Below are 25,328 nucleotides of genomic sequence, written 5' to 3'. Positions count from 1 at the left end.
CGATTGATTTAGATAACTACCCTATGGCTACCCATGGCTCAGGAATAAATAGTCAAACCCTCAAGGATAAAGCCATCGAACTGGGTTGCCACAAAGTTGGCCTTGTCAGTGTTGCTCAATGGCAGGACAAAGCGCAAGCCTTAACTCTCCCCTTACAACAATGGCTCAACCAGGGATATCACGCCGATATGGCTTGGATGAATGATCCACGTCGACAAGATATTTACCAAGTTATGCCCGATGTCCGCTCCATCGTCTGTTTAGGTATCAACTACTACACTCCCCACCAACGCCCATCAGGACAAGAGTATGCCAAAATCTCACGCTACGGTTGGGGCCGAGACTACCATCGTGTCGTGGGTCGCCGCATCAAAGCTTTAGCTCTGTGGATGCAAGCACAGGACCCGCGGATCCAAGTCCGCTACTACGTCGATACTGGTCCTGTCCAAGACAAAGTCTGGGCTGAAAGAGCTGGTCTTGGCTGGATTGGTAAACACAGCAACCTGATTTCGCGGAACTATGGTTCCTGGCTTTTTCTAGGAGAAATTCTGACGAATATAGACTTGGAACCGGATCGTCCCCACACTCAACATTGTGGTTCCTGTACCCGCTGCATTACAGCCTGCCCCACGGATGCGATTCGTGAACCTTTTGTCGTTGATGCGAATCGCTGTATTGCGTACCACACCATTGAGAATCGGGAGGCTGCACTGCCCGATGGAATTGCAGCGAATTTACAAGGCTGGGTTGCAGGGTGTGATATTTGCCAAGATGTATGTCCCTGGAATCAAAGATTTGCCCAAGAAACAGATATTTCTGACTTCCAGCCCTATCCTGAAAATGTTGCCCCGACACTAACAGAGCTAGCAACCCTATCGGTATCAGAACGCGATCGCAGATTTAGAGCCTCTGCCTTCCGCCGCATCAAACTAGAGATGCTGCAACGGAACGCCACAGCATCTCTTAAATCCAATCGTCAAAAAACCAAGCTAACTATGACTCAGAACCACCTGCACGAGCCGCAGCCGCTTCTTCAGGATGAATCCCCAAGCGAGTCAGATTAATGCGACCGCGATTGTCTAGCTCACGGATTTTAACCACCACTTCATCGCCAACGGTGACTTCATCTTCCACCTTGCCAACTCGATAGTCTGCCAACTGAGAAATGTGAATCATGCCCTCCTTACTAGGCGCAATTTCCACAAAGGCCCCAATCGGAATAATCCGAGTCACTTTACCCAAGAATACATCGCCAGCTGCCAGCTTGCGCGTCATACCAGCAATAATCTGGCGGGCACGAGATGCAGCCTTCTCATCTACTGCTGAGATCGTAACGCGACCATCATCTTCGATATCGATCTTAGCCCCCGTTTCCTCGGTAATCCCTTTAATGGTCTTACCGCCTGGACCAATAATCATTCCAATCTGTTCTGGATCGATCTTGATGGTCAATAGGCGAGGTGCATAGGGAGACATCGTTTTGCGAGGACTGTCAATTGTCGCCAGCATCTTATCCAAAATATGGAGTCGAGCGGGTTTCGCTTGATGAATCGCCTCAGCGATCACTTTCATAGATAACCCAGTAATCTTCATGTCCATTTGCAAGGCGGTAATGCCATCTGCAGTACCCGCCACCTTAAAGTCCATATCCCCCAAGAAATCTTCAATCCCTTGAATATCTGTCAGGACTCGGACTTCATCTCCTTCCTTGATTAAGCCCATAGCGGCTCCACTCACCGGCTTAGCCAGGGGCACTCCCGCATCCATCAAGGACAAAGTGGACCCGCAAACTGACCCCATCGATGTAGACCCGTTAGAGGATAAGACTTCGGAAACGACTCGAAGAACGTAGGGGAATTCTTCTTTACTAGGAAGCATCGGTAGTAAAGCTCTTTCAGCAAGAGCCCCATGCCCCACTTCCCGACGTCCCGGTGAGCGCATGGGTCGGGTTTCACCCACAGAGTAGGGCGGAAAATTATAGTGATGAAGGTAACGTTTTTGGCTATCAGGATGGAGATCATCCATCTCTTGAGCATCACCCGGTGTTCCCAAGGTCGCGATAGATAAAACCTGGGTTAAGCCTCGGTTAAATAAACCACTGCCGTGAACGCGCTGGGGAAGAACGCCCACATTACAAGAAATAGGACGGACTTCGTCTAGCTTGCGGCCATCCACTCGGACCTTATCTTCAACCACCTGGCGGCGCATCAAGGTTTTAGTAATACTCTTAAACACCTTACCAATAGCTTTGGGGTTTTCTACTGCTGCCACCTGTACTGGATCTGTTTCTGGAAGCTCATCGATAGCAACTTTCACAGATTCCTTAATCTCATCTAAGGCAGCATCCCGAACATTCTTATCCTTTTCAAACCGGGCCAGCACTTCTTTAACAGGGTCAGTTACGCGCTCTTGGACAAAGTTCTCTAGGGTTGGATCCGTTTCTGGAGCAGCTTCTTCTACCTGCTCAATCCCCAACTCAGCAATCAACTCTTTTTGAGCCTTAATAAGATCACAAACCACCTCATACCCAAAATCGATGGCCTCGATCATGTCTTGCTCAGCCACTTCATTGGCCCCGGCTTCAACCATGATCACCCCATCCGGTGAACCAGCAACAACGAGATCGAGTTCCCCTTCAGAGATCTCCTCATAGGTGGGGTTAATAATAAAGTCATCCCCCACTAGGCCGACTCGCACTGCAGCCATGGGCCCTTTAAAGGGTATTTTGGCCAAGAGGGTGGCAACAGAAGCCCCCGTCACGGCTAAGACGTCAGGGGGAACCTGCTCATCCATAGATATCGTTGTCGCCACGATTTGCAAATCATCCCGCAACCAATTTGGGAATAGGGGCCGCATGGGTCGGTCGATCAGGCGACAGGTTAAGGTCGCTTTTTCAGGGGGTCGGCCTTCCCGTCGTAGAAAGCCCCCCGGCACACGACCGGCTGCATACAGTCTCTCCTCGTAATCTACGAGTAAAGGAAGAAAATCAATTCCTTCACGTCCTGACGATCTCGTCGCAGTGACTAGAACTGAAGTTTCACCAGATTCAATCAATACACACCCACCGGCCTGCGGAGCGAAACGGCCGATAGTGAGTTTTATTTCCCGCCCGTCAACAGATATTGACTTAATAACTTCTGACATTAAGTGACTTGTCCTTACTTATTGTTTTGTCCTTTTTTTTTCTGTCGCAATCCTAACATTGATAGAGAACCGCTTGCTTTGCAGAACAGCAATCAGACATGTTGCTTATTGATTCCCATCTGACCTTTAAAAGGGATATCCATATGACAAGTTCACCCTGTAGCATAGGTATAGAAGATCACCGCCTAGACTTAAGACACTTAAGTTTGGGTGGCCCGTTTATGTTCATAACAATATTTTCAGATTGATGATGGCTCAAAAGACAAATCCCAGTCATCTCTTCACCGCATCATCATGAAGCAAAGGTTGCATCAATATTGTCATCACATTAACGAGTTTAAAGGTGATATCAACCCCGTTTTTACCAGTGAATGGACCATACGTCTCCAAGGGAGTATTCATAACTAAATTATGGCGATCTTGCATGGTAGTTGGCGGCCAACCTCAGACTTTAAAGATGGGCAACCGTCAAACGCTGCATCTAAAACCAATGCTCAGCGGCTTTTAAATGGAACATTGTTTATTTGGGCTGAAACTTGGCGCGGTACAACCGCCAAACAAAATCCAATTTCAGAAGAGACGTTGCCCCATCCTTTGGCCATGGACCCAAAGGAATTGAGTCAGTTTCTACTAACGTTATCTGAGTCTCGACAACTATCCCTCACCCCCTCCCTGCAAACGGTCGTTACATCCCCCCCCAAGCGGAAAAAATCTCGTTCAGCAAAAAGTCGTGCTGCCAAAGAATCCCCCATTACGACCTCGTGGAGTGCCCAGACTGTTACCTTACCGGCCTATACCGAGGAAGAAAAGCTAATACCATTGCACTCATCTACAGTATTCGATGAGGATGAATCCTATGAACTGCACCCTTTCATCGTGCAAGGTTTAGAGATTCCCCCTGGGCAAGCTTTGGATTTCTTAGCTGGACTCCCCTTACACACCAGTACCGGTGAAGAGGCATTTTTAGGAGCAGAACTTCTTTTTTGGTGCCATTCAGTACGTTGGGGGCTGGACTTACTTACCCGTTCAAAATTTATACCCTCAATTCAGGCTCAAACAGACCAAACCTGCCACTTTTTCTGGCAACCCTTACTAGATAGCGCGACGGATCGACAGCGATTTCAACAGTTCGTTAAAGGGATGCCTCAAGCTTGTCTGTTTTATCAGGCCATCGTTACTCAAGCACCAGCAGTGGGCTTACCGACCAAAGCTGGATATCTGCTTACAGATTTTTTAACTCACATCATCGATCATCAGGTTCGTCAAGGGATTGACGATGAGCTCATCACCTCCATGCAAAAGGCAGGGATCAATTCAACGTTTAAACAATGGTTACCAGCTTTTAGCTCATCTAACTCGCTTCTCAAAGAAACGAAAGAAAACTGTGGTACTTGGGTTGAGACCCTAAATCAATGGTTGCGTCCCATTGAACAAAGCCTACAAGAACAGCAGTATCGCGCCTGCTTCAATTTACAACCTCCAACCAGTCATGGAGACTGGAAAGTAGAGTACTTTCTCCAAGCAACAGATGATCCAACTTTTCTGGTCACCGCAGAGGTGGTTTGGAATACGAATTCAGAACATATGGATTATTTAGGCCGTAAGGTTGAGCGCCCCCAAGAAACCTTGTTGCAGGGATTGGGATTGGCCTCCAGGGTTTACCCCTTGTTAGAAGAAAGCTTACAGGGAGCACGGCCGACAAAATTGAGCTTATCCCCAACCCAAGCCTATGATTTTATCAAAGCAGCAGCATGGCGACTGGAAGATAGTGGGTTTGGAGTAATGCTTCCCCCCAGTTTGTCAGACCAAAATGCCATGGCAAATCGGCTGGGACTGCAAATTAAGGCGGCGGCTCAATCTCACAATGACAGTACCATTGGCTTGGACAGCTTATTGAATTTCCAGTGGGGGCTTGCCATTGGCGGACAAACCTTGTCCAAAGCCGAATTTGATCGGTTGGTTGCCCAAGAGTCTCCTTTAGTGGAAATTAACGGCGAATGGGTTGAATTTAGACCTCAGGATGTGAAGGCAGCTCAGAACTTCTTTGCATCTCGCCAGAATAAAACCGGTTTGTCCCTCGAAGATGCCCTTCGCATCAGCACCGGAGATACCTTAACCATCGATAAACTGCCGGTGGTCAGTTTTGAAGCCTCAGGGTCCTTAGAAGCATTACTAACAACCCTAAACGGCAACCAAACCTTAACGGCCATCTCTGAACCTCCTGGTTTTGAGGGGAGTTTACGTCCCTATCAAGCCAGAGGGGTGGGCTGGCTAACTTTTTTGGAGCAATGGGGCCTTGGCGCTTGTTTAGCGGATGATATGGGTCTGGGGAAAACCGTACAGTTTATCGCCTATCTTTTGCACCTAAAAAATGAAGGTCGATTAACTGGGCCGATGTTACTCGTTTGTCCAACCTCTGTGCTGGGAAATTGGGAGCGAGAGGTGCATCGGTTCGGTCCAAAGTTAAAGGTAGTAGTGCATCATGGTTCGGGACGACCACAGGGCAAAACCTTTCTCAAAAAAATCAAACCCTTAGATTTAGTGATTACGAGTTATCCCCTGATCCATCGGGACGAAAAGACCTTATCCGCCCTTACCTGGCAGGGAATTGTCTTGGATGAGGCTCAAAACATCAAAAATCCTGAGGCCAGGCAATCCCAGGCAGTCCGCAATCTGCAATCTAAAGTGCGGATTGCCTTGACTGGTACCCCCTTAGAAAATCGCTTAACTGAGCTTTGGTCTATTCTTGACTTTTTGAATCCAGGCTATCTCGGACCTAAGCCCTTTTTCCAACGACGATTTGCCACCCCTATTGAGCGATACGGTGATACGGCATCGCTGACAACATTGCGCTCCCTCGTCCAACCCTTCATCCTGCGCCGAACCAAAACAGACCGAGACATCATCCAAGACTTGCCCGAGAAGCAGGAAATGACTGTCTTCTGTAGCCTGACTCCTGAACAGGCCAAACTTTACCAAACCACGGTTCAAGAATCTCTGGACGCAGTGGATGCTGCCAAAGGAATTCAGCGACGGGGCATTATCCTAGCCACATTGGTCAAGCTCAAACAAATTTGCAATCATCCTGCCCAGTATTTGCATGAAGAAACCTTAGATCTCGATCTTCAGCGTTCTGGCAAATTGAAACGGCTACAAGAAATGCTGGAAGAATTATTAGATGAAGGCGATCGGGCGTTGATTTTTACTCAATTTGCAGAGTTAGGCAAACTGCTCCAACAGTATTTACAAACCAAACTGCAGCGTGAAACCTTGTTGCTTTATGGTGGCAGCAGCAAGAAGCAGCGAGAATCGATGATTGATCGGTTCCAACATGATCCCCAGGGGCCCCGAATCTTTATCTTGTCCTTAAAAGCAGGTGGTGTTGGTCTCAACCTCACCCGTGCCAACCATGTCTTTCATTTCGATCGCTGGTGGAATCCCGCCGTCGAGAATCAAGCCACTGACCGGGTTTTTCGGATTGGCCAAACTCGCAATGTTCAGGTGCATAAATTTGTCTGTACTGGCACCCTAGAAGAACGGATTCATGAACAGCTTGAAAGCAAAAAAGCGCTGGCAGAACAGGTTGTTGGTGCAGGAGAGAATTGGTTAACCGAACTTGATACAGATCAACTTCGTAATTTGTTGTTACTAGACCGAAATGCCGTTATTGATGAAGAAGAAACATAGTTCCACCTATCAATAACGGCATTTCGGTCAATGCAGTGTAAGTTTAGATGTACCTATACCGTCATCATCTGGGTTTGAGCTGTAATAGTATCACCCACAACAGTCAGAGTATCGCCACTACTTAGGTTAGCGACCATCCGGTCTGAGCTAATTACATGGGTTGATAGTACCGTTGCTGTACCCAAATCCATTTCATCTAAAACATCAAAATCCTTAAAAACAAAATGTTGTTGGAGAGTGTCCTCAACAACCTCATCTCCCAAGGTAAAGCGATCGTAGCCCTCACTTCCTTGCAAAGTAGCCTGAGAAGTACTGGCGACAAGGCTGTTGGGCAAGTCACTCCCTGTTAACCCATCTGGCTGCCACTGTCCACGAATCGCTCCAGCTGGAGAACCCACGGTATGAACATTCCAATACAAAGGGATATCCTCGCCAGCAGCCGAACCACGGATCGTATTCACAAAATCACTCAAGGGAATGAGAGCTGGATCAGACGTTTCCCAAATGCCTTGCAGGGTCACTGAGCCATCTTCATTTCGAGAGATTATGAGGTCGTCATTATCCTGATCGTTAACCGCTAAATCTTCTAAGTCAATCAAAGCAAAAGCAAGGGGACCATTGTCTCCTCGAACCGCGTTATGGATATGGACTTTAGTCACATCATCGCTGGTATCAGAGGTAAAGGCAGTGCCATCACCAATAAACTGTCCAAAGTCTAAACCAAAGATTGTAAGGGTATAACTCAAGGCATCACCAGCACTATTGAGTTGGAGCACCGATTGTCCCGAGGCTTCAGGATTACTACTGGGTGTAACTTCTTGGCTTGTCGTTAACTCTGATGTTAGACGGACAGGAGATTGCAATCCCCGCTCAATAAGTTGGCCCCGAATGGCCCCGGAAGGAGAGCCTTCAGTATGGATATTCCAATACAAAGGAATGTCACCACCTCTAACTACATTGCGAAAATCATCTACAAACTCGCTCAGGGAAATTAAGGCTGGATCTGTTAATTCCCATCGTCCGGTCAAGGTCACGGATCCATCCACATTTAGTTGGAACTGCAAATCGTCGGCATCCTGATTATCGATGGTTGGATCGCTTAAATCGATGGGGGCGAAAGCTAAGGGGCCATTCTCATTTCTAATTGCATTATGGATATGAACTTTGGTCACATCATCATTGGTATCCGCTGTAAAGGGGGGCCCATCCCCAATAAACCGGCCGAAATCCAAACCAAAGACCGTTAATTGATAACTTAAGGCATCTCCATCAGGATTAAGTAGAAGGATAGAATTTCCTCTGGCACCAGGGTTGTTGCTAGGGGTAACTTCTTGGTTTGCAGTGAGGACAGAAGCCACCCGAACCTGGATACCCGTGGTATCTTCCTGCTCTAGAGAAAGTGCAGGCACTATTGGGCTGCTAGCGACTAATGGATTGGATGGATTAGGAGGAACAGTAGGACTATTGGCTACAACATTGATTTGCCTTTTTGTGCTCACTCCAGTCCTGCTTGCCGCAGTCACATCTACGTTATGGAGGGAAAAATCAAATATGTCATCACTATTAGAAGAAGTAGATCTCCGATCACCACTGTTCCTGAATATATCTAGGTCGGCATCAGATTCCTCGGTAGTAACCGGATATTTTCTTGTTGAGATAAACATAAATTAACCTTCAAAAAAGAGTTTAGCAATGAAAATAATGCGAGATTAAACGGTCAAGGGGGAACCTTGAAATAGTTAACTATAGGTATAAAAGCAAATGGATGCGATAAAAATCAAGCCAAACTGGCAGATATTTAACACGGAATTGATGATTTTCTAAAGCATGGAAGCAAACTAATTCTATAGAGTTTGCACTCAGAACTTCTGGTGTGAGCTAACACCTATCTGGTTACTTCAGATCTGCTTTTTATTATTTTTTAAAAATTAATGTTTTGTCCTTTACATCCAAGCGATCAGGAAGGATTTTGTGGAAGCGTAAAGTATACATTTGTACCTTTACCCAGTTCTGACTCCACCCAAATGCGTCCATTATGGCGTTCTAGGATTTTTTTGCAGGTTGCCAATCCCATCCCCGTCCCTGAGTAATCATCTGAATTAAGTCTTTGAAAGACTTCAAAGATCAACTCAACTTGGTCAGCATCTAGACCAATACCATTGTCATGAATACTAAACAGGTAGCTTTGAGTTTTATAGTTTTCCTGCTGATCATAGTTTCCAAAGGAAAGAAACCCAGTACTGCCTGTTTGCTCAGTCACATCTTGTGGTAACAAATTTACTGAGATTTTAATGTCTGGTTTGTTATTAGGAGGCTGGAATTTCAAGGCATTTGTAATGAGGTGATAGAAGAGCTGCATCATTTGATTTCTATCTGCCATGATAGTTGGTAGTGCATCATGATGAATAACAGCAGATTGCTCAGTAATTTCCACCTGAAGATTATCGAGTACCATGGCCAAAATAGACTCGCATGCAATTTCCTCAATGGCTAACTCTTCATTGCCAACCCGAGCATAATCTAGTAAAGCATCAATGAGTTTCTGCATGGTCCCACTGGTATCTCGCAAGCGCTTTAAATAGTCGAACACTTTGGGATTCGTATTCGATTGACAGCATTGTTCGACTAGCCCGATGGCGAATAGAAAACTTTGTAATGGCTGTTTCAAATCATGGGACATCACATGGGCAAACTGCTCTAATTCTCGGTTAGACCGCATTAGCTCTTGATTCTGTCTGAGCAGTTTTCGCTGTTGGTTTTGCAGTTGAGTTCTTAGGCGACTAATGGTAATTTGATTTTCAATTCGTGCCAGTACTTCAGGTAACTCAAAAGGCTTAGTAATATAATCAACACCACCTAATTGAAACGCTCTGACTTTATCCATCGCTTCGTCTAGAGCGCTGATAAAAATTACTGGAATTTCACGGGTAACGGGATCAGCCTTTAGATGTTCACACACCTCATAACCTGACATTTGAGGCATTTTAATATCTAGCAATATTAAATCAGCACGAGTATTTTGTAATGTTGTCAAAGCCATAAGGCCACTGCGGGCACAGCGAACAGCGAATCCCTCTTCTGTCAGCATACTAGAGAGGATACGCAGGTTTTCTGCCGAATCATCAACGACCAAAATATTTGACTTTAGGGTCTTATTCGGCAAAGTTGTCATTATTTCATTCGCAAAGTCGGGCTGAATTTAACAGAAATCTGACTAAATGGCAAAAGATCGTTAATTTTATTCCTAATAGTACAGGCTTTACACCTTAACCAAGTACTATTTCCGCAAAATTTCAGATCCCTCTTTATCATTCAAGGATGTTTTGACGATAATTTTAGCTATGGTTTATAGGATAACCCTATCGATTGATTTCGATAGAAATAGATAACCATACCAAAAGTAACAAAATACTTTCATCGTAGACATTAACTCTTTTAATCACTGGTTATAGATCCATCTCGTTTACTAGCTGGGTAGGTAGGGATATCCGAATCCCATACCATCGGTGATCTCACCTGCACTTACAGTATCTAAGTGGCTGTTGGAAATGCGATATTTTAAGGGAAATGATGGAATTACTATTGATCGCCTGAACGGATACCAATGACTATGCTGGAACAAGGCACAATTTCGATACATACCGAGAATATCTTCCCGATCATCAAAAAATGGCTCTATTCAGACCATGAGATTTTCTTGCGGGAACTGATTTCCAATGCAGTGGACGCCATGCAGAAAATGAAGATGGTGTCGATGGCAGGGGAATATTCCGGTGAAGTGGGGGAACCTGAGGTTGTAATCACCGTTGACAAGGACAACAAGCAGCTCACCATTACCGACAATGGCATCGGCATGACAGCTGATGAGGTCAAGCAATATATTACTCAGGTGGCCTTTTCCAGTGCAGAGGAATTTGTCGAGAAATATAAAGACAGTGGTGATCAGGCTATAATTGGCCATTTCGGCTTGGGCTTTTATTCGTCCTTTATGGTGGCGCAAAAAGTTGAAATCGATACGCTGTCTTATAAAGAAGGGGCGGAAGCCGTTCATTGGTCCTGCGAAGGCAATACGGACTATCAGTTAGAGGCCTCAGAGTGGAATCAGCGAGGGACTAAGATTACCCTCACTTTGATGGAAGAGGAGATTGAATATGCCGAAGAGGCTCGCATCAAGTCTTTGGTGAAGACCTACTGTGATTTCCTGCCTGTCCCCATCAAATTAGGGGATGAGCAAATTAACAAGCAAAAAGCACCTTGGAAAGAGTCTCCTAGCAATCTTACCGATGAAGACTATCTGGAGTTTTATCGGTATCTATATCCCTTCCAGGAAGATCCTTTACTCTGGGTACATCTAAATACGGACTATCCGTTTATCGTCAATGGCATTCTCTACTTTCCGAAGCTGAAGCCGGATATTGATGTGACGAAAGGCCAAATAAAGCTGTTTTGCAATCAGGTATTTGTTAGCGACAACTGTGAAGAGGTGATTCCTCAGTTCCTGATGCCGCTCCAGGGCGTAATTGACAGTAGCGATATCCCTCTCAATGTCTCCCGTAGCTTTTTGCAAAACGATCGCACGGTTCGCCGGATTGCGGATTACATTGCTAAAAAAGTTGGGGATCGTCTAAAAGCCCTCTATCGTGATGACCGGGATGCCTATATTCGCTGCTGGCAAGATGTGGGGACTTTCGTCAAATTCGGCTCCATCAACAACGATAAGTTCAAGAAACAAATCGAAGATATTTTGATTTATCGAACCACTGCTGAACTTGCTCCAGCCCCAGAGCCTAAGGCTGAACCTGCCGTTGAAAATTCTGAAGATACGACGGATGATGCTTGGGCAGATTCTCCAGCTGATGCCAGAGAAGAGGCTTCTGCTGCCTCCTCTGAACCGCCCCATACGACGTTGAAAGAGTATCTGGAGCGCAATCAGGAGCGGCATGAGAACCAGGTTTACTACTGTACCGATGAGGTCAACCAAGCGACCTATGTCTCCTTGCTGAAAAATCAAGGTTTGGAAGTACTGTTCCTGGATACTTTTATTGACACCCACTTTGTCCCGTTCCTAGAACGAGAATATACAGACGTAAAGTTTGCCCGGGTGGATGCGGATTTAGATGAAACCCTTATTGATAAGGATCAAGCAGCCGAAATTGTCGATCCCACTACCAATCAAACACGCAGTGAAATTATCAAGGCCCTGTTTGAGAAATCTCTGGACAATTCTAGTCTAACCATCCGCACCGAAGCGTTGAAGTCGGATACTCCTCAAGGGGCACCTCCAGCAATAGTGCTGTTACCGGAATCTGCTCGTCGGATGCAGGAGATGATGGCCATGATGCAGCAGCAGAATATGCAGTTTCCTACTGAATATACGTTGCTAGTCAATACCTCTCATCCGCTGATTCAAAATCTGTTGACTCTGAGTCAGGGAGGAGTGGTCCAAGCGGATGGTCAATCCCCTGCAGGAGAATTAGCAAATCAGATTTGCCACCATGTCTATGATTTGGCTCTGATGGCTCAGAAAGGGTTTGATGCTGAGGGAATGCAAGCATTTACCGAGCGCTCTAACCAGGTGCTCACTCGGTTGACTGAGTTAGCTGCGAAATAGAGACCTTGAAACTTGGGGAAGCGCCCCTAAGCTTCAACATTTATAGCCCGCTTAGTATCATTGCTGAGCGGGCTATGTGATTGGGGGCAGATTAGGTGGAAGGGATAAGAGAGGCGTTACTGGATTAGACACTTAACAATCGTCCCAGCCAGGTATCCACTTTCTTTTGAAACTGATGCTTGCGTTCCCATCTCCGAAAAGCCTGTTCGTAGGCTTCATCCCCAGTGTGATAGACATTCCAGGCATTCAGTCCTAAACGCAATCCCCAGATCAAGGCAATATACAAAGACCATGGGGACGAGAATCCCATAAGGGTATTGATGAGGATGAGAGTGGCATTTGCGATCGCATATCGTCCTGCTTTTTTTCGCAAGTTAGCGCGACGATACAAATTAAAGCTTTGGCGCTTCACTAATTCCCCTTGTTGGGTTTTGATACTTTGAGCAGCCTGCTCCAAGGTGATTTGGGGAATCGCTAGTTCTTCGGCAATTTCTAGAAGCTGCGCATGGGAAAATTCACCCTCATAGTCTTGTTGTGCGATCGCAAGGTTGAGGATTTGCTGAACTTGCTCTTGGCTGTAGGTCAATGTTGCTTTTGACGGTTCCGCTGCCATGCCAAATATCCAGTATTTCAATCCTATTATGACAAACTTGCTGACCGACACGCTTCGAAGGTGGTGAGGCTAGCCCTAATCTTTTTTTAACTACAGCTTGTTATGGGGCATATCTGCAGCTATGGCGAAGGCCACAAATAGCCGTATTGTCAGCTGTTTAGCCCTAAGCTAAGTCCATGCGGAACGGGTTCGGAAATTTCTACGTCCTTCCCCAAGCTTTGCTTCACACAGGTCCCAAAGAGATTGTTACCAGGAAATTCGATGAGATTTGTCTATCTGTCATAAGCTATTTTTTGTCCGCCGCCATCCTATGTCTATGGGGCAATCATTCCGAGCAGAGCGGGGTTAACCGGAACTTCACAAATACATGAGAGGTTGAGCCCATAGGAGCTAACTTCTCGATTCAATTCAATCCCAGACAAGGTGAATTGAGAGTGGCTTTCCTTTAGGCGAATAACACTTTAATACATTTTTATGGCTAGATATACTTGCTCAACCACCGTTTCACAACCCTTAGACAATATCTATTCAAAATTACGAACATTTTTAGATGGAAATGGTCTAGAAGTCCTATTTTTCCAAAAGGACTGTCTGATTGCTAGAGAGCACCCTGGACAAGTTGCCATTGCCAAACTCGTCACCATTGAAGTTGTGGTAGACAATGCTTTAGATTCTGCCAATGCTAAGCAGATGGATGTGGTTGTGACGAATGAAGAGTTGCCTTTCCATAGACAGAATCATTGCTTTCAGATTTTCAACCAGCTCAGCGAATTACTCAATACGAATGGCTCAATGTCTGTTGAAGGCCCACAGTAACCACCTCTGTGGTAGATTGCCATGCAACACAATCAATCATGTTATTGTCCCTGACTCGTGCCAGTATTCGGCCAAGCAAAAATCTTCCTAAATTTGTCTCATCTTTATCTGGCTAAAAATATAAATCAATACTTTAACCGTATCTTTGTAAAATCAAAGTCGACACTATTTTTAGTCCGCCTACAGAATTAAATAATAAAGATGAGTCTTGATCATCCTCCCAGAATTTTGTTCCTTTATGGTTCTTTGAGAGAGCGCTCTTACAGTCGTCTTCTGGCAGAAGAAGCATCACGGATTATTGAAGAGATGGGGGCAGAAGTGCGCTTTTTTAACCCTCGCGGGCTTCCGTTACATGGAGCTGAACCCGATACCCATCCCAAAGTTCAGGAATTGCTCACCCTGGTCCAATGGTCCGAGGGGCAGGTCTGGTCTAGCCCTGAACTCCACGGCAATATTTCTGGCTTGATGAAAACTCAAATTGACTGGATACCTCTAAAATTAGGGGCTGTTCGGCCCACCCAAGGAAAAACCCTTGCTGTGATGCAGGTTTCAGGCGGGTCTCAATCCTTTAATGCGGTGAATACCATGAGATTGCTGGGACGATGGATGCGAATGTTCACCATTCCTAATCAATCTTCTGTAGCAAAGGCTTACCAGGAATTTCACGAAGATGGCAGACTCAAAGATTCTGCCTATCGCGATCGGGTCGTTGATGTGATGGAAGAACTGTATCGGTTTACCTTGTTACTGCGTGACAAAGTGGATGAACTCACTGATCGCTACAGTGAACGCAAGGCACAGCAACAGATGGATATGTCAAAAGTACTGAAATAATGATAGCCGGACTTTTTGAGCTGCCTCACCGCGTTGCGTAGGACTATTAACAAAAGGGGCAAAGGTGTCGATATGGCTCGGCTAATCATAAAAATACCAGGTTGATCAACCATGCGGATTGATCAACCTGGCATTTTGAGTTTGAATCTTTACTCAAATCCAGCCCAATAGATGAGAGTTACCACAGTCCACGGACAGGTTGTGGGGCAACCTCTTCTGCTGGGGTTGTTGGGGTAACCGGTGCTGGATCGCTAGGGTCAGCAGGGGCAACATCGCCTGTGGGAGCTGCAGGAGCTGGGCTGTCAGCACCACCAATTGCATCAGAACTTTCTTCCACTGTCGTGGGTGAGATAGTCTGGCCGCTATTGGGAGCCGCGGGTTCAGGAGTTGGGTCAGCTTCAGGGGCTCCGGGCGTTGGGTCAGCTTCAGGGGTGGGCGTGATTTCATCGGTTGCAGCTGGGGATTGATCCGGTTGAGGAATATCCTGGGATCTAACCAGCTGAGGAGACAGAATAGAGAAACTTGCCAAGCAACCCACGGTGGTTGCGGATAAGACTATTCTTTGAATACTGGGAGCAAATTTAGTCATTAAAAATGCCTCAAAGGTATAGGGAACGTTTGCCTAAAAAGACGAAATTTTCAGAATTAAAGTTTCAAAGATTCTGACACACAATTTCCATCTTTCACTAAAAATTTACCCTTTTCTAGTAGTATTTATAATTGGGATGTTATGACAATTTTTCTATAGCCTCGATCATTTTCTGGTAATCCTTCGTCTTTCCTTGAACTTGGTAAATATCTGCAGCTTTTTGTAAGTCCTGGATCGCCTCTTGCTTCTTGCCGAGCTGGCCTTTTACCGTACCACGGTTTTCATATGCTTTAGCGTAGGTTGAATCAATGTCAATGGCTTGGGTGTAGTCAGCAATTGCGGCTTGTTTATTTCCCAAGGTTAATTGGGCAGTGCCCCGATTAGTATAAGCTCTGGCATATTTGGGATCAACACGAATCGCCTGAGTATAATCGGCAATCGCATTCTTCAAATTGCCGAGGTTAACATATGCAATTCCCCGATTATTGTAGGCTTGAGCATAGTTGGAGTTCAGGCGAATGACCTGGGAATAATCTGCGATCGCAGCCTTGGTATTGCCCAGATCTGACTGCACAATGCCGCGATTAAAGTACGCCTCATAATACTGAGCATCAATCTGTATCGCTTGGGAATAATCGGCGATGGCCGCCTGTTTTTTCCCCACCTCAGAATAGATGGTTCCTCGATTGTTATAGGCCTGAACATGCTGGGGATTGAGGCGAATCGCTTCCGTAAAATCAGCAATGGCCGCCAGTTTGTCCCCTAGCTCGCTACGCACCAATCCTCGATTATTGTAAGCATCAACTGAGGTCGGCTTGAGGCGGATGGCGGTAGTGTAATGGGCGATGGACCCTTTAAGATCGTTGAGCCGACGTTTCGTAATCCCACTGTTAAAGTGGGCTTCTGCATTTTCAGGATCTTTCTGAATCGCAGCTGCATATTCACGCAATGCCCGTTGATAGTCTCCTTGGGCAAACTTTTGATCCCCTTGTTGGAGATGACCTTGAACTTGCCGGTTGACCTCAGCAACTGTGATCGCTTTGGGGGAAACAGCTGATTGTAGCCCTTGGGCCACGACATACCCGATTCCGCCCAGGAGTGTCAGGGTGAATAGGGCACTGCCAACTACCTTGCGACTCATGCGGGGAGACGAGTCTTTTTGAAGGGAAGTGGTATTGGATTGGGGTGCTAAATAAAAGATAAAGGGTTTGGACCGTCGGTCCACCGAAGATTCAACCACTTTTGTAGGGGGCAAAGACGCTTCCAGGGAATTCTGCACTTGCCCCGGTAACGGTAACGTCGAAGCTTTGGGGAGAGTCGTTGCTGTGGCGCTGGCCCCTGGGGTTGGGACCGTCCTGAATAACGCTTTTAGGGCTGCTTCTGCCGATTGATAGCGGTTTGAGGCTTCTTTCTGTAAAAGCTGACTCAAAACCTGTCTTAGCAAGGGACTGAGGGGCTGAGAAACATAGGAATACCATGACTCTAGCCAACTGTACCCGAGTTCCGTTGCCAAAGTGGATGGAGAGGTTTGGCTTAATAGATAAAAACAGCTCGCGCCTAATCCGAACAAATCACCGCTAGGGGTGGCAATGCCTAATCGCATTTGCTCAAAGGGTGCAAAACCAGGAGAACCCAGGACGGTCCCAGATAGCTCTTTCGCAGGATTAGGGATAGGTTTTGCAACGCCAAAATCGATCAGCACATATTTCCCAGTTCCAGGAATATGCATAATATTATCGGGCTTAATATCTCGATGAATAACGCCGCGTTCATGGATGTATTGCAGAACTGGAAGCAGATTAAGCAATATTTGCTCAATCTGTTCCCCAGAAAAAGGGCCCTGATGTTCAAGGAGCTGCTTTAAATTTTTCCCTTCTATGTACTGCTGGATCAGATACAGACAGCCTTCGTCTTCAAAATAGCCCAGTAAAGCAGGGATTTGAGGGTGAGTCCCCAGTTGCTGGAGCTGTTGGGCTTCCCCTTCAAAGAGCTGAATGGCTTTTTGTTTCATCCAGGCATTGGTGGATTGGAAGGTGAGCTGCTTTACAACACAACGCTCATTCAGGTTATCCGTATCATGGGCCAGAAAAGTCCGGCCAAACCCCCCTTTCCCTAAAAGTTTGATAACTTTATAGCGGTTTCTGAGTAACGCGGATAGGGGCGCACCACATCGTTGGCAGTAGTGATCTCCATCGTGGTTTTGGGGCTGATTGCAGGTAGGACTGAGGCAACAGATCATGTTGCAACATCGAAAGTATGAGGAACTATACTCAATTCTAACTTTCTGCCCACTGTGATTCTTGTAGCATCGGTGCTAAATCCATATTTTCACCTCTCCCAAGGGGAACAGAACCTCTGTGGGATTATACCCTTGCTTCAAGTTGATGGGTTTTGGCCCTGCGATATTGCTTCGATAAGATTCGGTAGGAATGCGATCGCATTGCCAATACGGTAATCATTAATCCCACCAGTCCCGTCACCGTAAACAATAGGGCGATTCCCCGAGCCCGACCCGTTCCAAACCAGGGACCCAGGAGTTCAACCCCAGCCCCTGTGGTCATAAACGGAATAAACAGGAGCTGGGCAATAGGACCCACCATAAATGCAGTCAAGGGGGAAGCCGCTTGCTCAATACTTTGGGCAAAGCCAAAAACCCGCCCCTGGCGCTCAAGGGGGATCACTGTTTGCAAGATGGTTTGTTCGGCAGCTTCCACCACGGGGGTTAGACACAGGTAAACAAAAGACCCCATCGCCAACAGCACAATTGACGCCTGAATGGTAAAAAAGATGGCCACTCCCCATATGCTTAGGTTGGCCAGAAATAAGGTTCGCAGGGGAATTTTCCCTAAGCCACAGCGGGCCACCCCAATCCCACCCAAAATAAAGCCCAAGCTTAAGAATCCCCATAAAATCCCCCAAACCTGAACAGATACCAGGGATAGTCCATAGGCATCCATTAAAGACATAAAGACCCCACCCAAAAAGTTGTTGATGGTATTGAAGAAAATTAATGCGAATAGACCAGGGACAAGATAAATCGATCGAATCGTGCCCTGAAGATCAACATTTCGAGTTTCTGACTCAGTTCGTAGGATTTTCTGCTCAGGTATGGGGATTGTTACAAGTTGAAGGATGGCTAACAAGGTCAATGCGATCGCGATTTCCAACATCCAATTCACACCTAAAAAACCAATCACCAATCCACTGAAGGTAGACGCCACTAAAAATGAAACACCATTAATGGTTCCCACGAGACCATTGGCCTGGTCTCGCTTAGATTTATGGACCAAAAGCGTCACTAAAGTAGGGAGAGCAATGGATCGTAAGTTACCTGCGATTACACCCGCTAATGCTAGAAGAATAAATCCCCAGAGTCTGGGGTTTGCAGGATTGGTAAAGACTTCGACCTGTGAGAAAGCAATAACCCCATAGGCCAAGAGGTATAAAACAAGGGAGCAGAAGCTGGACAGCAGCATCACGGTTTTCTTGAAATAGCTATCCACCAATGCCCCCAGGAAGAAACCGGAAATAGACACGGTAATTAAATAGATGCCCGCCATCATCGACATCGCCACAACAGACTCTGTTTGCAAGTACACCCAAAACGTTGCCGCAAACCAAACAAAGGTATTCGTCAACAGGGCAACTAGTGAGTTCACCAAAATGGCATAGAAAACTTTTGTCATGAATCCAACTTGCGATCGCGTAAGTCTTGGACAGAAGGGTCTGAGTGCTATGGCAGTAATTGCTTCCAGCACAGTTCATATGTCGAAAGTGGCACGCCAGCTCTATTTGGGGAAGAAGCAGTGCTTCCCTACTCCCCTCGTTCAAAATGAGTTTTGCCACATAGGTAAAGTCGGCAGAGAGTAATTATTAACATGTTGAACCTTAACGGCCTAATCAGGCTAGGAGCCTTATCCAAACAAGCCTATGAGAGCGGGGCTATAAATACTAAACGATTAAAAAATTTTGGTAATAGCTGAAGAATCATTATAGTATAATTGTACTATAATGGGTTAAGTTGACCGGAAAACCAAACCCTCAAGATTCAATGCAATGTATTGTCCACGCTTATTTACAATTGTGATATTCCGTGTTCATTCTCTATTCAATAAAAAATCAACACCTAAAGTAAAAAAGTTACAGCGCTGTATTGTATGCATCCCTCTTGATAAAACTAACTTTTCGTTAGACTGGGAATAACAGTCAAGCTTTTTCACTTTCTCAATACTGGTGGGTATCCTGATGAATTGGCATCCAAAATCAGCAGTTCTATTGCTAGGGTCTTGTTTATGTTTTTCACCTTCTTTATCACTGGCTCAGGAGAAAAATAGTCCATCTCCAAAAGCCTCAGATATACAGGACACTTCTCCTGCTTCTCTATCAGATCAGCAGTCAGAAACCTCTTACACTAACCAAGATCTCTGTCAAATCAGTAAGAAATTATCAAACACTGCACAATCGAACCCACAACCCAATTCAGGCTCAGATTCAGTGCTTTTGGATTCACCCAATAATGGAAGAATTCGCAAAGGGTTCCCACTCACTAAGGTTCTGGGTTCGCTATCAGAGAATGACAATAAAGACCAATCTGAAGCTTCGAAGTCTAAATCAAAATCAAATAGCTGTGATAAATAGTTTGACACTCATATATTCGATTATAGATTCACCTTGATTTACCCAAAACCTAAACTATACTGAGTATCTTAAAACGAGTCAAATCATTATAAACAAAACCCCTACAACTTCAGACTTTTGATGTAAATCAATGATGTATGTTTACCTCTTTGGCACTTTCACAGCCACTTCTAATCTTATCTCTGCGACTAAATAGTCTGTCATTAAAACTGAATATCGGATTATCTCTCATCCAATTATCACGTACTTCATCATCATAGAAAGTAACTGTTTTAAGATAAGAAGGGGGGATAACACCAAAAACTAGCACCTCGGCTTTAGAATCTGTTGGATATTCTTTAGGAAGATGATCATTTCCTATAAAAAGCTCTTCAAATGATTTTACGCTTTTTCTTTCCTCTAAAGAGGTTGATAATATTTTTTTGCTAGTGGATTCAGTAAAATAGAATGCACAGTCCAACTCCCAAAGAATATTTTTGGCATAACTTATGCAGACCCAATTCTTCTGAGTTCTTTCAGTGTAATCAAAGACTAGATCATAATGAGGAAAGCTTATATTTAGGGAAACTGAATCATTATAGCTATCTACTCTTTCAGGATTGACAGATTCATAATTAATATTTAGTTTTTTGAGATGTTTTCTAGGGAGTAAGCCATGAGTGAGTATACTTGGTAAGTTTTTGATTCTTGTAAAATGAGTACAAATATCTATATCCTTATCTTCACATATTTCCTTTATTTTTTGTTGTCTGTTATCAAGCCCCGTATTACTTAGGTAAATAAAATCTAAGGAAGAGAAGGAGTTTTTCTTGTCTTCTATGATTTCCTTATTTTTATTTAGTTTACTGATTTCTATATTTAATTTGCTTACTTCAGTCTCTTTGGCTTCAGCTTGAGAACTAAGAGCTATAATACGCTCTTGTAAACTCTTCTCTTCTGCATTATTCTGACTTAACTGTAGTTCTGCATTAGAAATAGAAGCATTTATCTCAGTTTTATTTTGTTCAATACTCTTAATCTCTTCATTAAGGGTTTCACAATTAGCTAGCAATCCAACTCTCTGTTCCTCTAGAGAACTTACTTCAGCTTCAATTAGGCTCAGGGAGGATCTGTTCTCTTCAAGTCTTTGCTCAAAGCTGGTTTGTTGGCCATGTAAATCTTTTAGAGTGCTTTCAAGATCTGATTTACTTTGATCTAATTGATCTATTTCCTCATTTCTTTCTTCAATTAAACAGCTGATATCATCTAACTCTGAAGAGTATTGATTGATTAAGGATTCTAAATCCTCTTTGTCTGACTCTAGCTGCTTATTCCTATCAGAAATCTGAGAATAAGCTTCATTTTTTTTATCTAGCTGCTCAACCACCACCGCCAGTGATTCACCAGCAGATGCTTTATCTTCTTGCAAATGCTCCAATTGAGCCGCTACATCTTTTTGTTGCTCAGTAAGATCTAATCTGCTTCTATAAATGTGCTCATCAATCTTATTTAGCTTACTCAAGATTGATACAGATGCCATAGTGCTAGCTGATGCACCTACCCCCATCAATAGAGATTTTTCAATATTTTTGTTAATGGGTATAGATAGACAAAAACCAATACTAAAACTTAAGCCACTCAATGCAATCCACTTGCTTTTCATTTTTCAGGGATAGCTATTATTTAGGTTAATAAGTGAGAAACGCCAGAAAAAAATGTTAGATCAATAATCTACTGAAAAAACATTTCTATTATCATTCCCCATCTTTGTTACCAAAACAGCCACATTTACCAAATCTTTTTTTTGGAATAAGATTTGGCATATGTGGCTGTTTCCTCAGAAAGCTATCATTTTATTGATTGCCACACAGAATCACAGCTATTTAGATATTTCTAAAGCTAACTCTGAAAAATTGGGTGTAAACATTAAATCAAGCTCTTGTTGCTCGATTCGCAGTATTCCGCTCCACATCCCGCAGCTTCTTCCCTCGCCAGAGTAGACGAATCGGGGTACCTGTAAAGTCTAAATTTTCTCGGAATTGTCGTTCGATATAGCGACGATAATTGTCTTTGAAATGGTCAGGATTGTTCACAAACAGAGCAATCGTCGGTGGTTGACTGCTGACTTGGGTTCCGTAGTAAATTTTGCCTTGCCGTCCTTGGCGAGTGGTTGGAGGCGTATGCCAGCTCACCGCTTCTTCCAAAACTTCATTTATCACAGAAGTGGTTACCCGCTGTTCAAACTGTCGAGCAGCCGTATCCACCAAGTTCAGAATTTTTTCCACCCGTTGCCCGGTCTGGGCACTGACAAAAATCATTTCTGCCCATTCCATAAAATTGAGGCGAGATCGAATCTGTTTGCTGAATTCATTGATGGTGTAGGTGTCTTTCGTGACGGCATCCCATTTATTCACCACCAATACACAAGCTCGACCATCATCAATAATCCGCCCAGCTAACTTCTGATCCTGTTCTGTAACCCCATCCAAGGCATCAATCACAAACAATACGACTTGCGATCGCCGGATTGCTTTAAACGCCCGATTAATGCCAAAGAACTCCGGTCCGTATGAGACATTTTTCTTGCGACGGATGCCTGCCGTATCAATAAAGCGGTAGGCTTGCTCACCCCGACGAACCACCATATCAATGGTGTCGCGGGTTGTGCCGGAGATGGGACTCACAATCGAGCGATTCTCGCCCACAAAAGCATTGAGCAAGCTGGATTTACCCACATTTGGGCGTCCTACCAACGCCACCTTAATCTCCGGTTCATCTTCAGATTCAGGGGTTTCGGAGAAATATTCGACCACCTGATCTAAAAGATCGCCAGTGCCATTACCGTGAATGCCTGAGACCGGTAACGGTTCATCTAAAGACAATTCCCAGAATTGGGCCGCCTGGGTGATGCCTTGTTCTGGGGATTCGCATTTATTCACTGCCAACAGCACAGGGGTATCCTGCTGCCGCAGCCAATGGGCAATCTCATGATCTGCGGGGGTGGGGCCAGCTTGGCCATCTACCACCATCACCACCACGGTAGCTTCCGCTAGGGCAATCATGACTTGCTGCCGAATAAAGGGAAGGAATTCCGTCTGGTCGTCAAACACCAATCCGCCAGTATCCACTAGGGAAAAATCCCGACCATTCCAGAGGGCCGGACGATAGGTGCGATCGCGAGTCACTCCTGGCGAATCATGGACAATCGCATCCATCATCCCTGTCAGTCGATTGACGAGGGTTGACTTACCCACATTTGGGCGACCAACAATGGCAACAATGGGTAACCCCATACTGATATCCCTATTTCTAAATAAATTGAATGATTGGCGCTTACTTGGTTGAGGCGGCATGGGGTAGTTCTTCGGGCGCAGGTTCGGGTAAAACTCCCATCCGCACTTCAGAATACCAAGTCGCTTGATATAGTTGATTCGCCTGTTTTAATAGACTGATGCGTAAACGCAAATTAGGGCTGGCGAACCATACCCGTTCCTCCAAATGCAATTGATCTTGGGTTCCCGTGAGGATCAGTCTCTGATCACCATCAATTTGAAAATTGAGTCGCATCAAAGGAGCTGAACCCACTTGTTGCAGAATTTCTCCTTGATGGGGTGTGTTTGATAGGGCGACCAACAACAACTCCCCCGTTTCTTGAGGTTGAACCTGAAACCCCTGTTCTTTCCAAGAAATTCTAGCGGCACATTGAGCCACCGTTGGATCAACTTCGGCAGCGTTGCACAACTCCAAAACAGCGCTATCTTCCAAGCTCAGTTGTTCCATCCAAAGCTGCGCCGATTGGGCCTCAGAGGATAAATTTCCCATCTGATGGCATGTGCGCTGCGTAAACCATCGGCCGCAACTTTGTTGAATAAATGCCTGGATGTCCATGGAACTGTGAGGGTGGGCAATCCCCTAATTTTAGGACATTGTTCCCCCTGGTATCGAATTTCAGTTGAGGAAACCCTCACGAACACAGATATTCGGCATGGAATTTGATGTGATCGCCGATAAAACTGGCGATGAAATAGTAGCTATGGTCATAGCCCGGCTGCATTCTCAGGGTTAAGGGACGCTGGGCCTGCTCACAGGCTTCTTGCAGCAAGTGAGGTCGCAACTGTTCTTCAAGAAAAGAGTCTGCTGTGCCTTGATCTACTAGCAAAGGGCGATCATCTTGGTAGTGATGCACCAACTCACAGGCATCGTATTGCTTCCAAGTTTCCATATCCACGCCCAAATAATTGGAGAAGATCTTATGGCCCCAGGGGCAGCGAGTCGGAGCCACAATGGGAGCAAAGGCAGAAATGGACCGATAGCGATCGCGATTCCGTAACCCACAGACTAAGGCCCCATGGCCGCCCATGGAATGACCACACACACTCTGCCGCTCTGGATTTGCCGGGAAAAATTGGGCAATTAGTGCTGGTAACTCTTCTACAACATAGTCATACATGTGATAGTGCTTGGCCCAAGGATCCGCCATTGCATTCACATAAAACCCTGCCCCGGTCCCTAAATCCCAATCCTCTTCTGCTCCAGGGGTTTCGCCATCCCGCGGACTGGTATCAGGAGCCACTAGCATCACGCCATACTCAGCCGCATATCGCTGGGCACCCGCCTTGGTGACAAAATTCTCTTCTGTGCAGGTGAGTCCCGATAAAAAATAAAGCACGGGAACTCGGCCTGTTTCAGCTTGGGGAGGCTGATAGACGGCAAAATTCATGGGGGTGCGGCAGGTTTGGGAGTCATGGCTGTAGAATCCCATGGTGCCGCCAAAGCAGACAGTCTCCTGGCGGCAGGTGAACGATACTGACATAGATGCAATCTAGAGCAACTTCGCCATTATGGAGGATGAAGATGAGATCGCATCCCTGATCATCAGATTGTTTACCTCAATTTACGAATCGCAAATTCGCCCACCATTGCTTTGTACCTTGAGAATAGGCGAGCCTACTTGTTGCCGCTTTCACAACTAGAGGTTTGGGCATAGAGCAAGATCAAAAAACGCAGGCACAAACAAGGGCGTGGCAATTAATCCCAGGTTTTTGTTTCCATAGCACCTCAAGATTAAGAACATCTAACCCGCGATTCCCTTCATATCAATCAGCTTACTTAGCCGATCAGTTTACTCTGAGAAATTGTGAACCTGCCGTCTATTCTGAAGAATTCAATTTAAATCCGTCCGCAAAGACAGGTTAAGTTTCGCATTTTTCTCGATTAAGGTTTGATTATGGTTGGTTCAATAACTGCTCCCGAATCGAGTCTTTCAACCCTAGCCAAACCGTTCGGAAATCGCCTTAAAACCCAGTTCAATCCATCAAAATGGGCTGTCAACCCGTTCTCAAATCGGCATCCAGAACACTATCTCAATAAAAAATAAACTTACTGACGGTCGTCACCATCTTCAGGTAGTCTGATAG

The 25,328-nt window shown here is 45.3% G+C and carries 16 protein-coding genes; 5 read left to right on the top strand and 11 right to left on the bottom strand.

Features of this window, described 5'->3' with window-relative positions; genetic code table 11:
- Nucleotides 1-23 precede the first annotated feature (23 nt).
- Nucleotides 24-1,064: a tRNA epoxyqueuosine(34) reductase QueG gene (gene queG / locus ON05_RS01685; RefSeq protein WP_071826373.1), complete on the top strand. Its 1,041-nt coding sequence runs from the start codon at nucleotides 24-26 to the stop codon at nucleotides 1,062-1,064.
- Here queG and ON05_RS01680 read toward each other — a convergent pair.
- Entirely contained in the window at nucleotides 994-3,144 is a 2,151-nt protein-coding gene (locus ON05_RS01680) for a polyribonucleotide nucleotidyltransferase (protein ID WP_029315367.1), read from the bottom strand. The genes queG and ON05_RS01680 overlap by 71 nt on opposite strands.
- Before the next feature lie 411 nt (nucleotides 3,145-3,555).
- Here ON05_RS01680 and ON05_RS01675 point away from each other — a divergent pair, with 411 nt between their 5' ends.
- Entirely contained in the window at nucleotides 3,556-6,831 is a 3,276-nt protein-coding gene (locus tag ON05_RS01675) for a DEAD/DEAH box helicase (protein ID WP_010476287.1), read from the top strand.
- Between the two features lie 53 nt (nucleotides 6,832-6,884).
- On the opposite strand, the gene ON05_RS01670 is transcribed toward ON05_RS01675, so the two are convergent.
- Together ON05_RS01670 and ON05_RS01665 are read right to left on the bottom strand one after the other, a co-directional pair.
- Complete coding sequence (locus ON05_RS01670; RefSeq protein ID WP_010476288.1) at nucleotides 6,885-8,240, bottom strand: CHRD domain-containing protein; 1,356 nt, start codon at nucleotides 8,238-8,240, stop codon at nucleotides 6,885-6,887.
- 548 nt (nucleotides 8,241-8,788) lie between these two features.
- Nucleotides 8,789-10,003 (bottom strand): response regulator, encoded by a 1,215-nt coding sequence (locus ON05_RS01665; protein WP_010476289.1) that lies wholly within the window; start codon nucleotides 10,001-10,003, stop codon nucleotides 8,789-8,791.
- Between the two features lie 432 nt (nucleotides 10,004-10,435).
- Between ON05_RS01665 and htpG the strand changes: the two genes are divergently transcribed.
- Nucleotides 10,436-12,442, top strand: coding sequence for a molecular chaperone HtpG (gene htpG, locus ON05_RS01660; protein WP_010476290.1), 2,007 nt, complete (start codon nucleotides 10,436-10,438; stop codon nucleotides 12,440-12,442).
- Nucleotides 12,443-12,566: 124 nt separating this feature from the next.
- Here htpG and ON05_RS01655 read toward each other — a convergent pair whose 3' ends face one another.
- Nucleotides 12,567-13,055 carry a 2TM domain-containing protein gene (locus ON05_RS01655; protein ID WP_010476292.1) on the bottom strand — a complete coding sequence of 163 codons (489 nt, stop codon included), beginning with the start codon at nucleotides 13,053-13,055 and terminating at the stop codon, nucleotides 12,567-12,569.
- 474 nt (nucleotides 13,056-13,529) lie between these two features.
- Here ON05_RS01655 and ON05_RS01650 point away from each other — a divergent pair, with 474 nt between their 5' ends.
- Entirely contained in the window at nucleotides 13,530-13,871 is a 342-nt protein-coding gene (locus ON05_RS01650) for a hypothetical protein (protein ID WP_010476294.1), read from the top strand.
- Between the two features lie 201 nt (nucleotides 13,872-14,072).
- On the top strand, nucleotides 14,073-14,705 hold the full coding sequence (arsH, locus tag ON05_RS01645) for an arsenical resistance protein ArsH (protein ID WP_010476296.1): 633 nt from the start codon (nucleotides 14,073-14,075) through the stop codon (nucleotides 14,703-14,705).
- A gap of 178 nt (nucleotides 14,706-14,883) precedes the next feature.
- Here the strand turns inward: arsH and ON05_RS01640 are convergent, their stop codons facing one another.
- From ON05_RS01640 to fghA, 7 genes are all read right to left on the bottom strand, one after another.
- Complete coding sequence (locus ON05_RS01640) at nucleotides 14,884-15,294, bottom strand: hypothetical protein (protein ID WP_010476298.1); 411 nt, start codon at nucleotides 15,292-15,294, stop codon at nucleotides 14,884-14,886.
- A gap of 139 nt (nucleotides 15,295-15,433) precedes the next feature.
- On the bottom strand, nucleotides 15,434-17,533 hold the full coding sequence (locus ON05_RS01635) for a tetratricopeptide repeat protein (protein WP_010476300.1): 2,100 nt from the start codon (nucleotides 17,531-17,533) through the stop codon (nucleotides 15,434-15,436).
- Between the two features lie 124 nt (nucleotides 17,534-17,657).
- Nucleotides 17,658-18,980 (bottom strand): MFS transporter, encoded by a 1,323-nt coding sequence (locus tag ON05_RS01630; protein WP_010476303.1) that lies wholly within the window; start codon nucleotides 18,978-18,980, stop codon nucleotides 17,658-17,660.
- Between the two features lie 1,079 nt (nucleotides 18,981-20,059).
- Nucleotides 20,060-21,574 (bottom strand): DarT ssDNA thymidine ADP-ribosyltransferase family protein, encoded by a 1,515-nt coding sequence (locus ON05_RS01625; RefSeq protein WP_010476305.1) that lies wholly within the window; start codon nucleotides 21,572-21,574, stop codon nucleotides 20,060-20,062.
- Nucleotides 21,575-21,842: 268 nt separating this feature from the next.
- Entirely contained in the window at nucleotides 21,843-23,204 is a 1,362-nt protein-coding gene (gene der, locus ON05_RS01620; RefSeq protein ID WP_010476306.1) for a ribosome biogenesis GTPase Der, read from the bottom strand.
- Nucleotides 23,205-23,244: 40 nt separating this feature from the next.
- The gene (locus ON05_RS01615; protein ID WP_010476307.1) at nucleotides 23,245-23,799 is read right to left on the bottom strand and encodes a phycobiliprotein lyase; all 555 of its coding nucleotides are present in this window, start codon (nucleotides 23,797-23,799) and stop codon (nucleotides 23,245-23,247) included.
- A 76-nt stretch (nucleotides 23,800-23,875) separates the two neighbouring features.
- Nucleotides 23,876-24,724: an S-formylglutathione hydrolase gene (gene fghA, locus ON05_RS01610; RefSeq protein WP_029315369.1), complete on the bottom strand. Its 849-nt coding sequence runs from the start codon at nucleotides 24,722-24,724 to the stop codon at nucleotides 23,876-23,878.
- Nucleotides 24,725-25,328: the final 604 nt, after the last annotated feature.

It is taken from the genome of Acaryochloris sp. CCMEE 5410, assembly GCF_000238775.2.
Lineage (GTDB): Bacteria > Cyanobacteriota > Cyanobacteriia > Thermosynechococcales > Thermosynechococcaceae > Acaryochloris.
This window is presented reverse-complemented; position numbering and strand designations above follow the sequence as displayed.

Excerpts from the sequence above, each read along its gene's own strand:
- ON05_RS01625 (WP_010476305.1), bottom strand. The coding sequence starts at position 21,574 with ATGAAAAGCAAGTGGATTGCATTGAGTGGCTTAAGTTTTAGTATTGGT.
- der (WP_010476306.1), bottom strand. The coding sequence starts at position 23,204 with ATGGGGTTACCCATTGTTGCCATTGTTGGTCGCCCAAATGTGGGTAAG.
- fghA (WP_029315369.1), bottom strand. The coding sequence starts at position 24,724 with ATGTCAGTATCGTTCACCTGCCGCCAGGAGACTGTCTGCTTTGGCGGC.
- ON05_RS01655 (WP_010476292.1), bottom strand. The coding sequence starts at position 13,055 with ATGGCAGCGGAACCGTCAAAAGCAACATTGACCTACAGCCAAGAGCAA.
- htpG (WP_010476290.1), top strand. The coding sequence starts at position 10,436 with ATGACTATGCTGGAACAAGGCACAATTTCGATACATACCGAGAATATC.
- ON05_RS01640 (WP_010476298.1), bottom strand. The coding sequence starts at position 15,294 with ATGACTAAATTTGCTCCCAGTATTCAAAGAATAGTCTTATCCGCAACC.
- arsH (WP_010476296.1), top strand. The coding sequence starts at position 14,073 with ATGAGTCTTGATCATCCTCCCAGAATTTTGTTCCTTTATGGTTCTTTG.
- ON05_RS01615 (WP_010476307.1), bottom strand. The coding sequence starts at position 23,799 with ATGGACATCCAGGCATTTATTCAACAAAGTTGCGGCCGATGGTTTACG.
- ON05_RS01630 (WP_010476303.1), bottom strand. The coding sequence starts at position 18,980 with ATGACAAAAGTTTTCTATGCCATTTTGGTGAACTCACTAGTTGCCCTG.
- ON05_RS01635 (WP_010476300.1), bottom strand. The coding sequence starts at position 17,533 with ATGATCTGTTGCCTCAGTCCTACCTGCAATCAGCCCCAAAACCACGAT.
- ON05_RS01675 (WP_010476287.1), top strand. The coding sequence starts at position 3,556 with ATGGCGATCTTGCATGGTAGTTGGCGGCCAACCTCAGACTTTAAAGAT.
- ON05_RS01650 (WP_010476294.1), top strand. The coding sequence starts at position 13,530 with ATGGCTAGATATACTTGCTCAACCACCGTTTCACAACCCTTAGACAAT.
- ON05_RS01680 (WP_029315367.1), bottom strand. The coding sequence starts at position 3,144 with ATGTCAGAAGTTATTAAGTCAATATCTGTTGACGGGCGGGAAATAAAA.
- queG (WP_071826373.1), top strand. The coding sequence starts at position 24 with ATGGCTACCCATGGCTCAGGAATAAATAGTCAAACCCTCAAGGATAAA.
- ON05_RS01665 (WP_010476289.1), bottom strand. The coding sequence starts at position 10,003 with ATGACAACTTTGCCGAATAAGACCCTAAAGTCAAATATTTTGGTCGTT.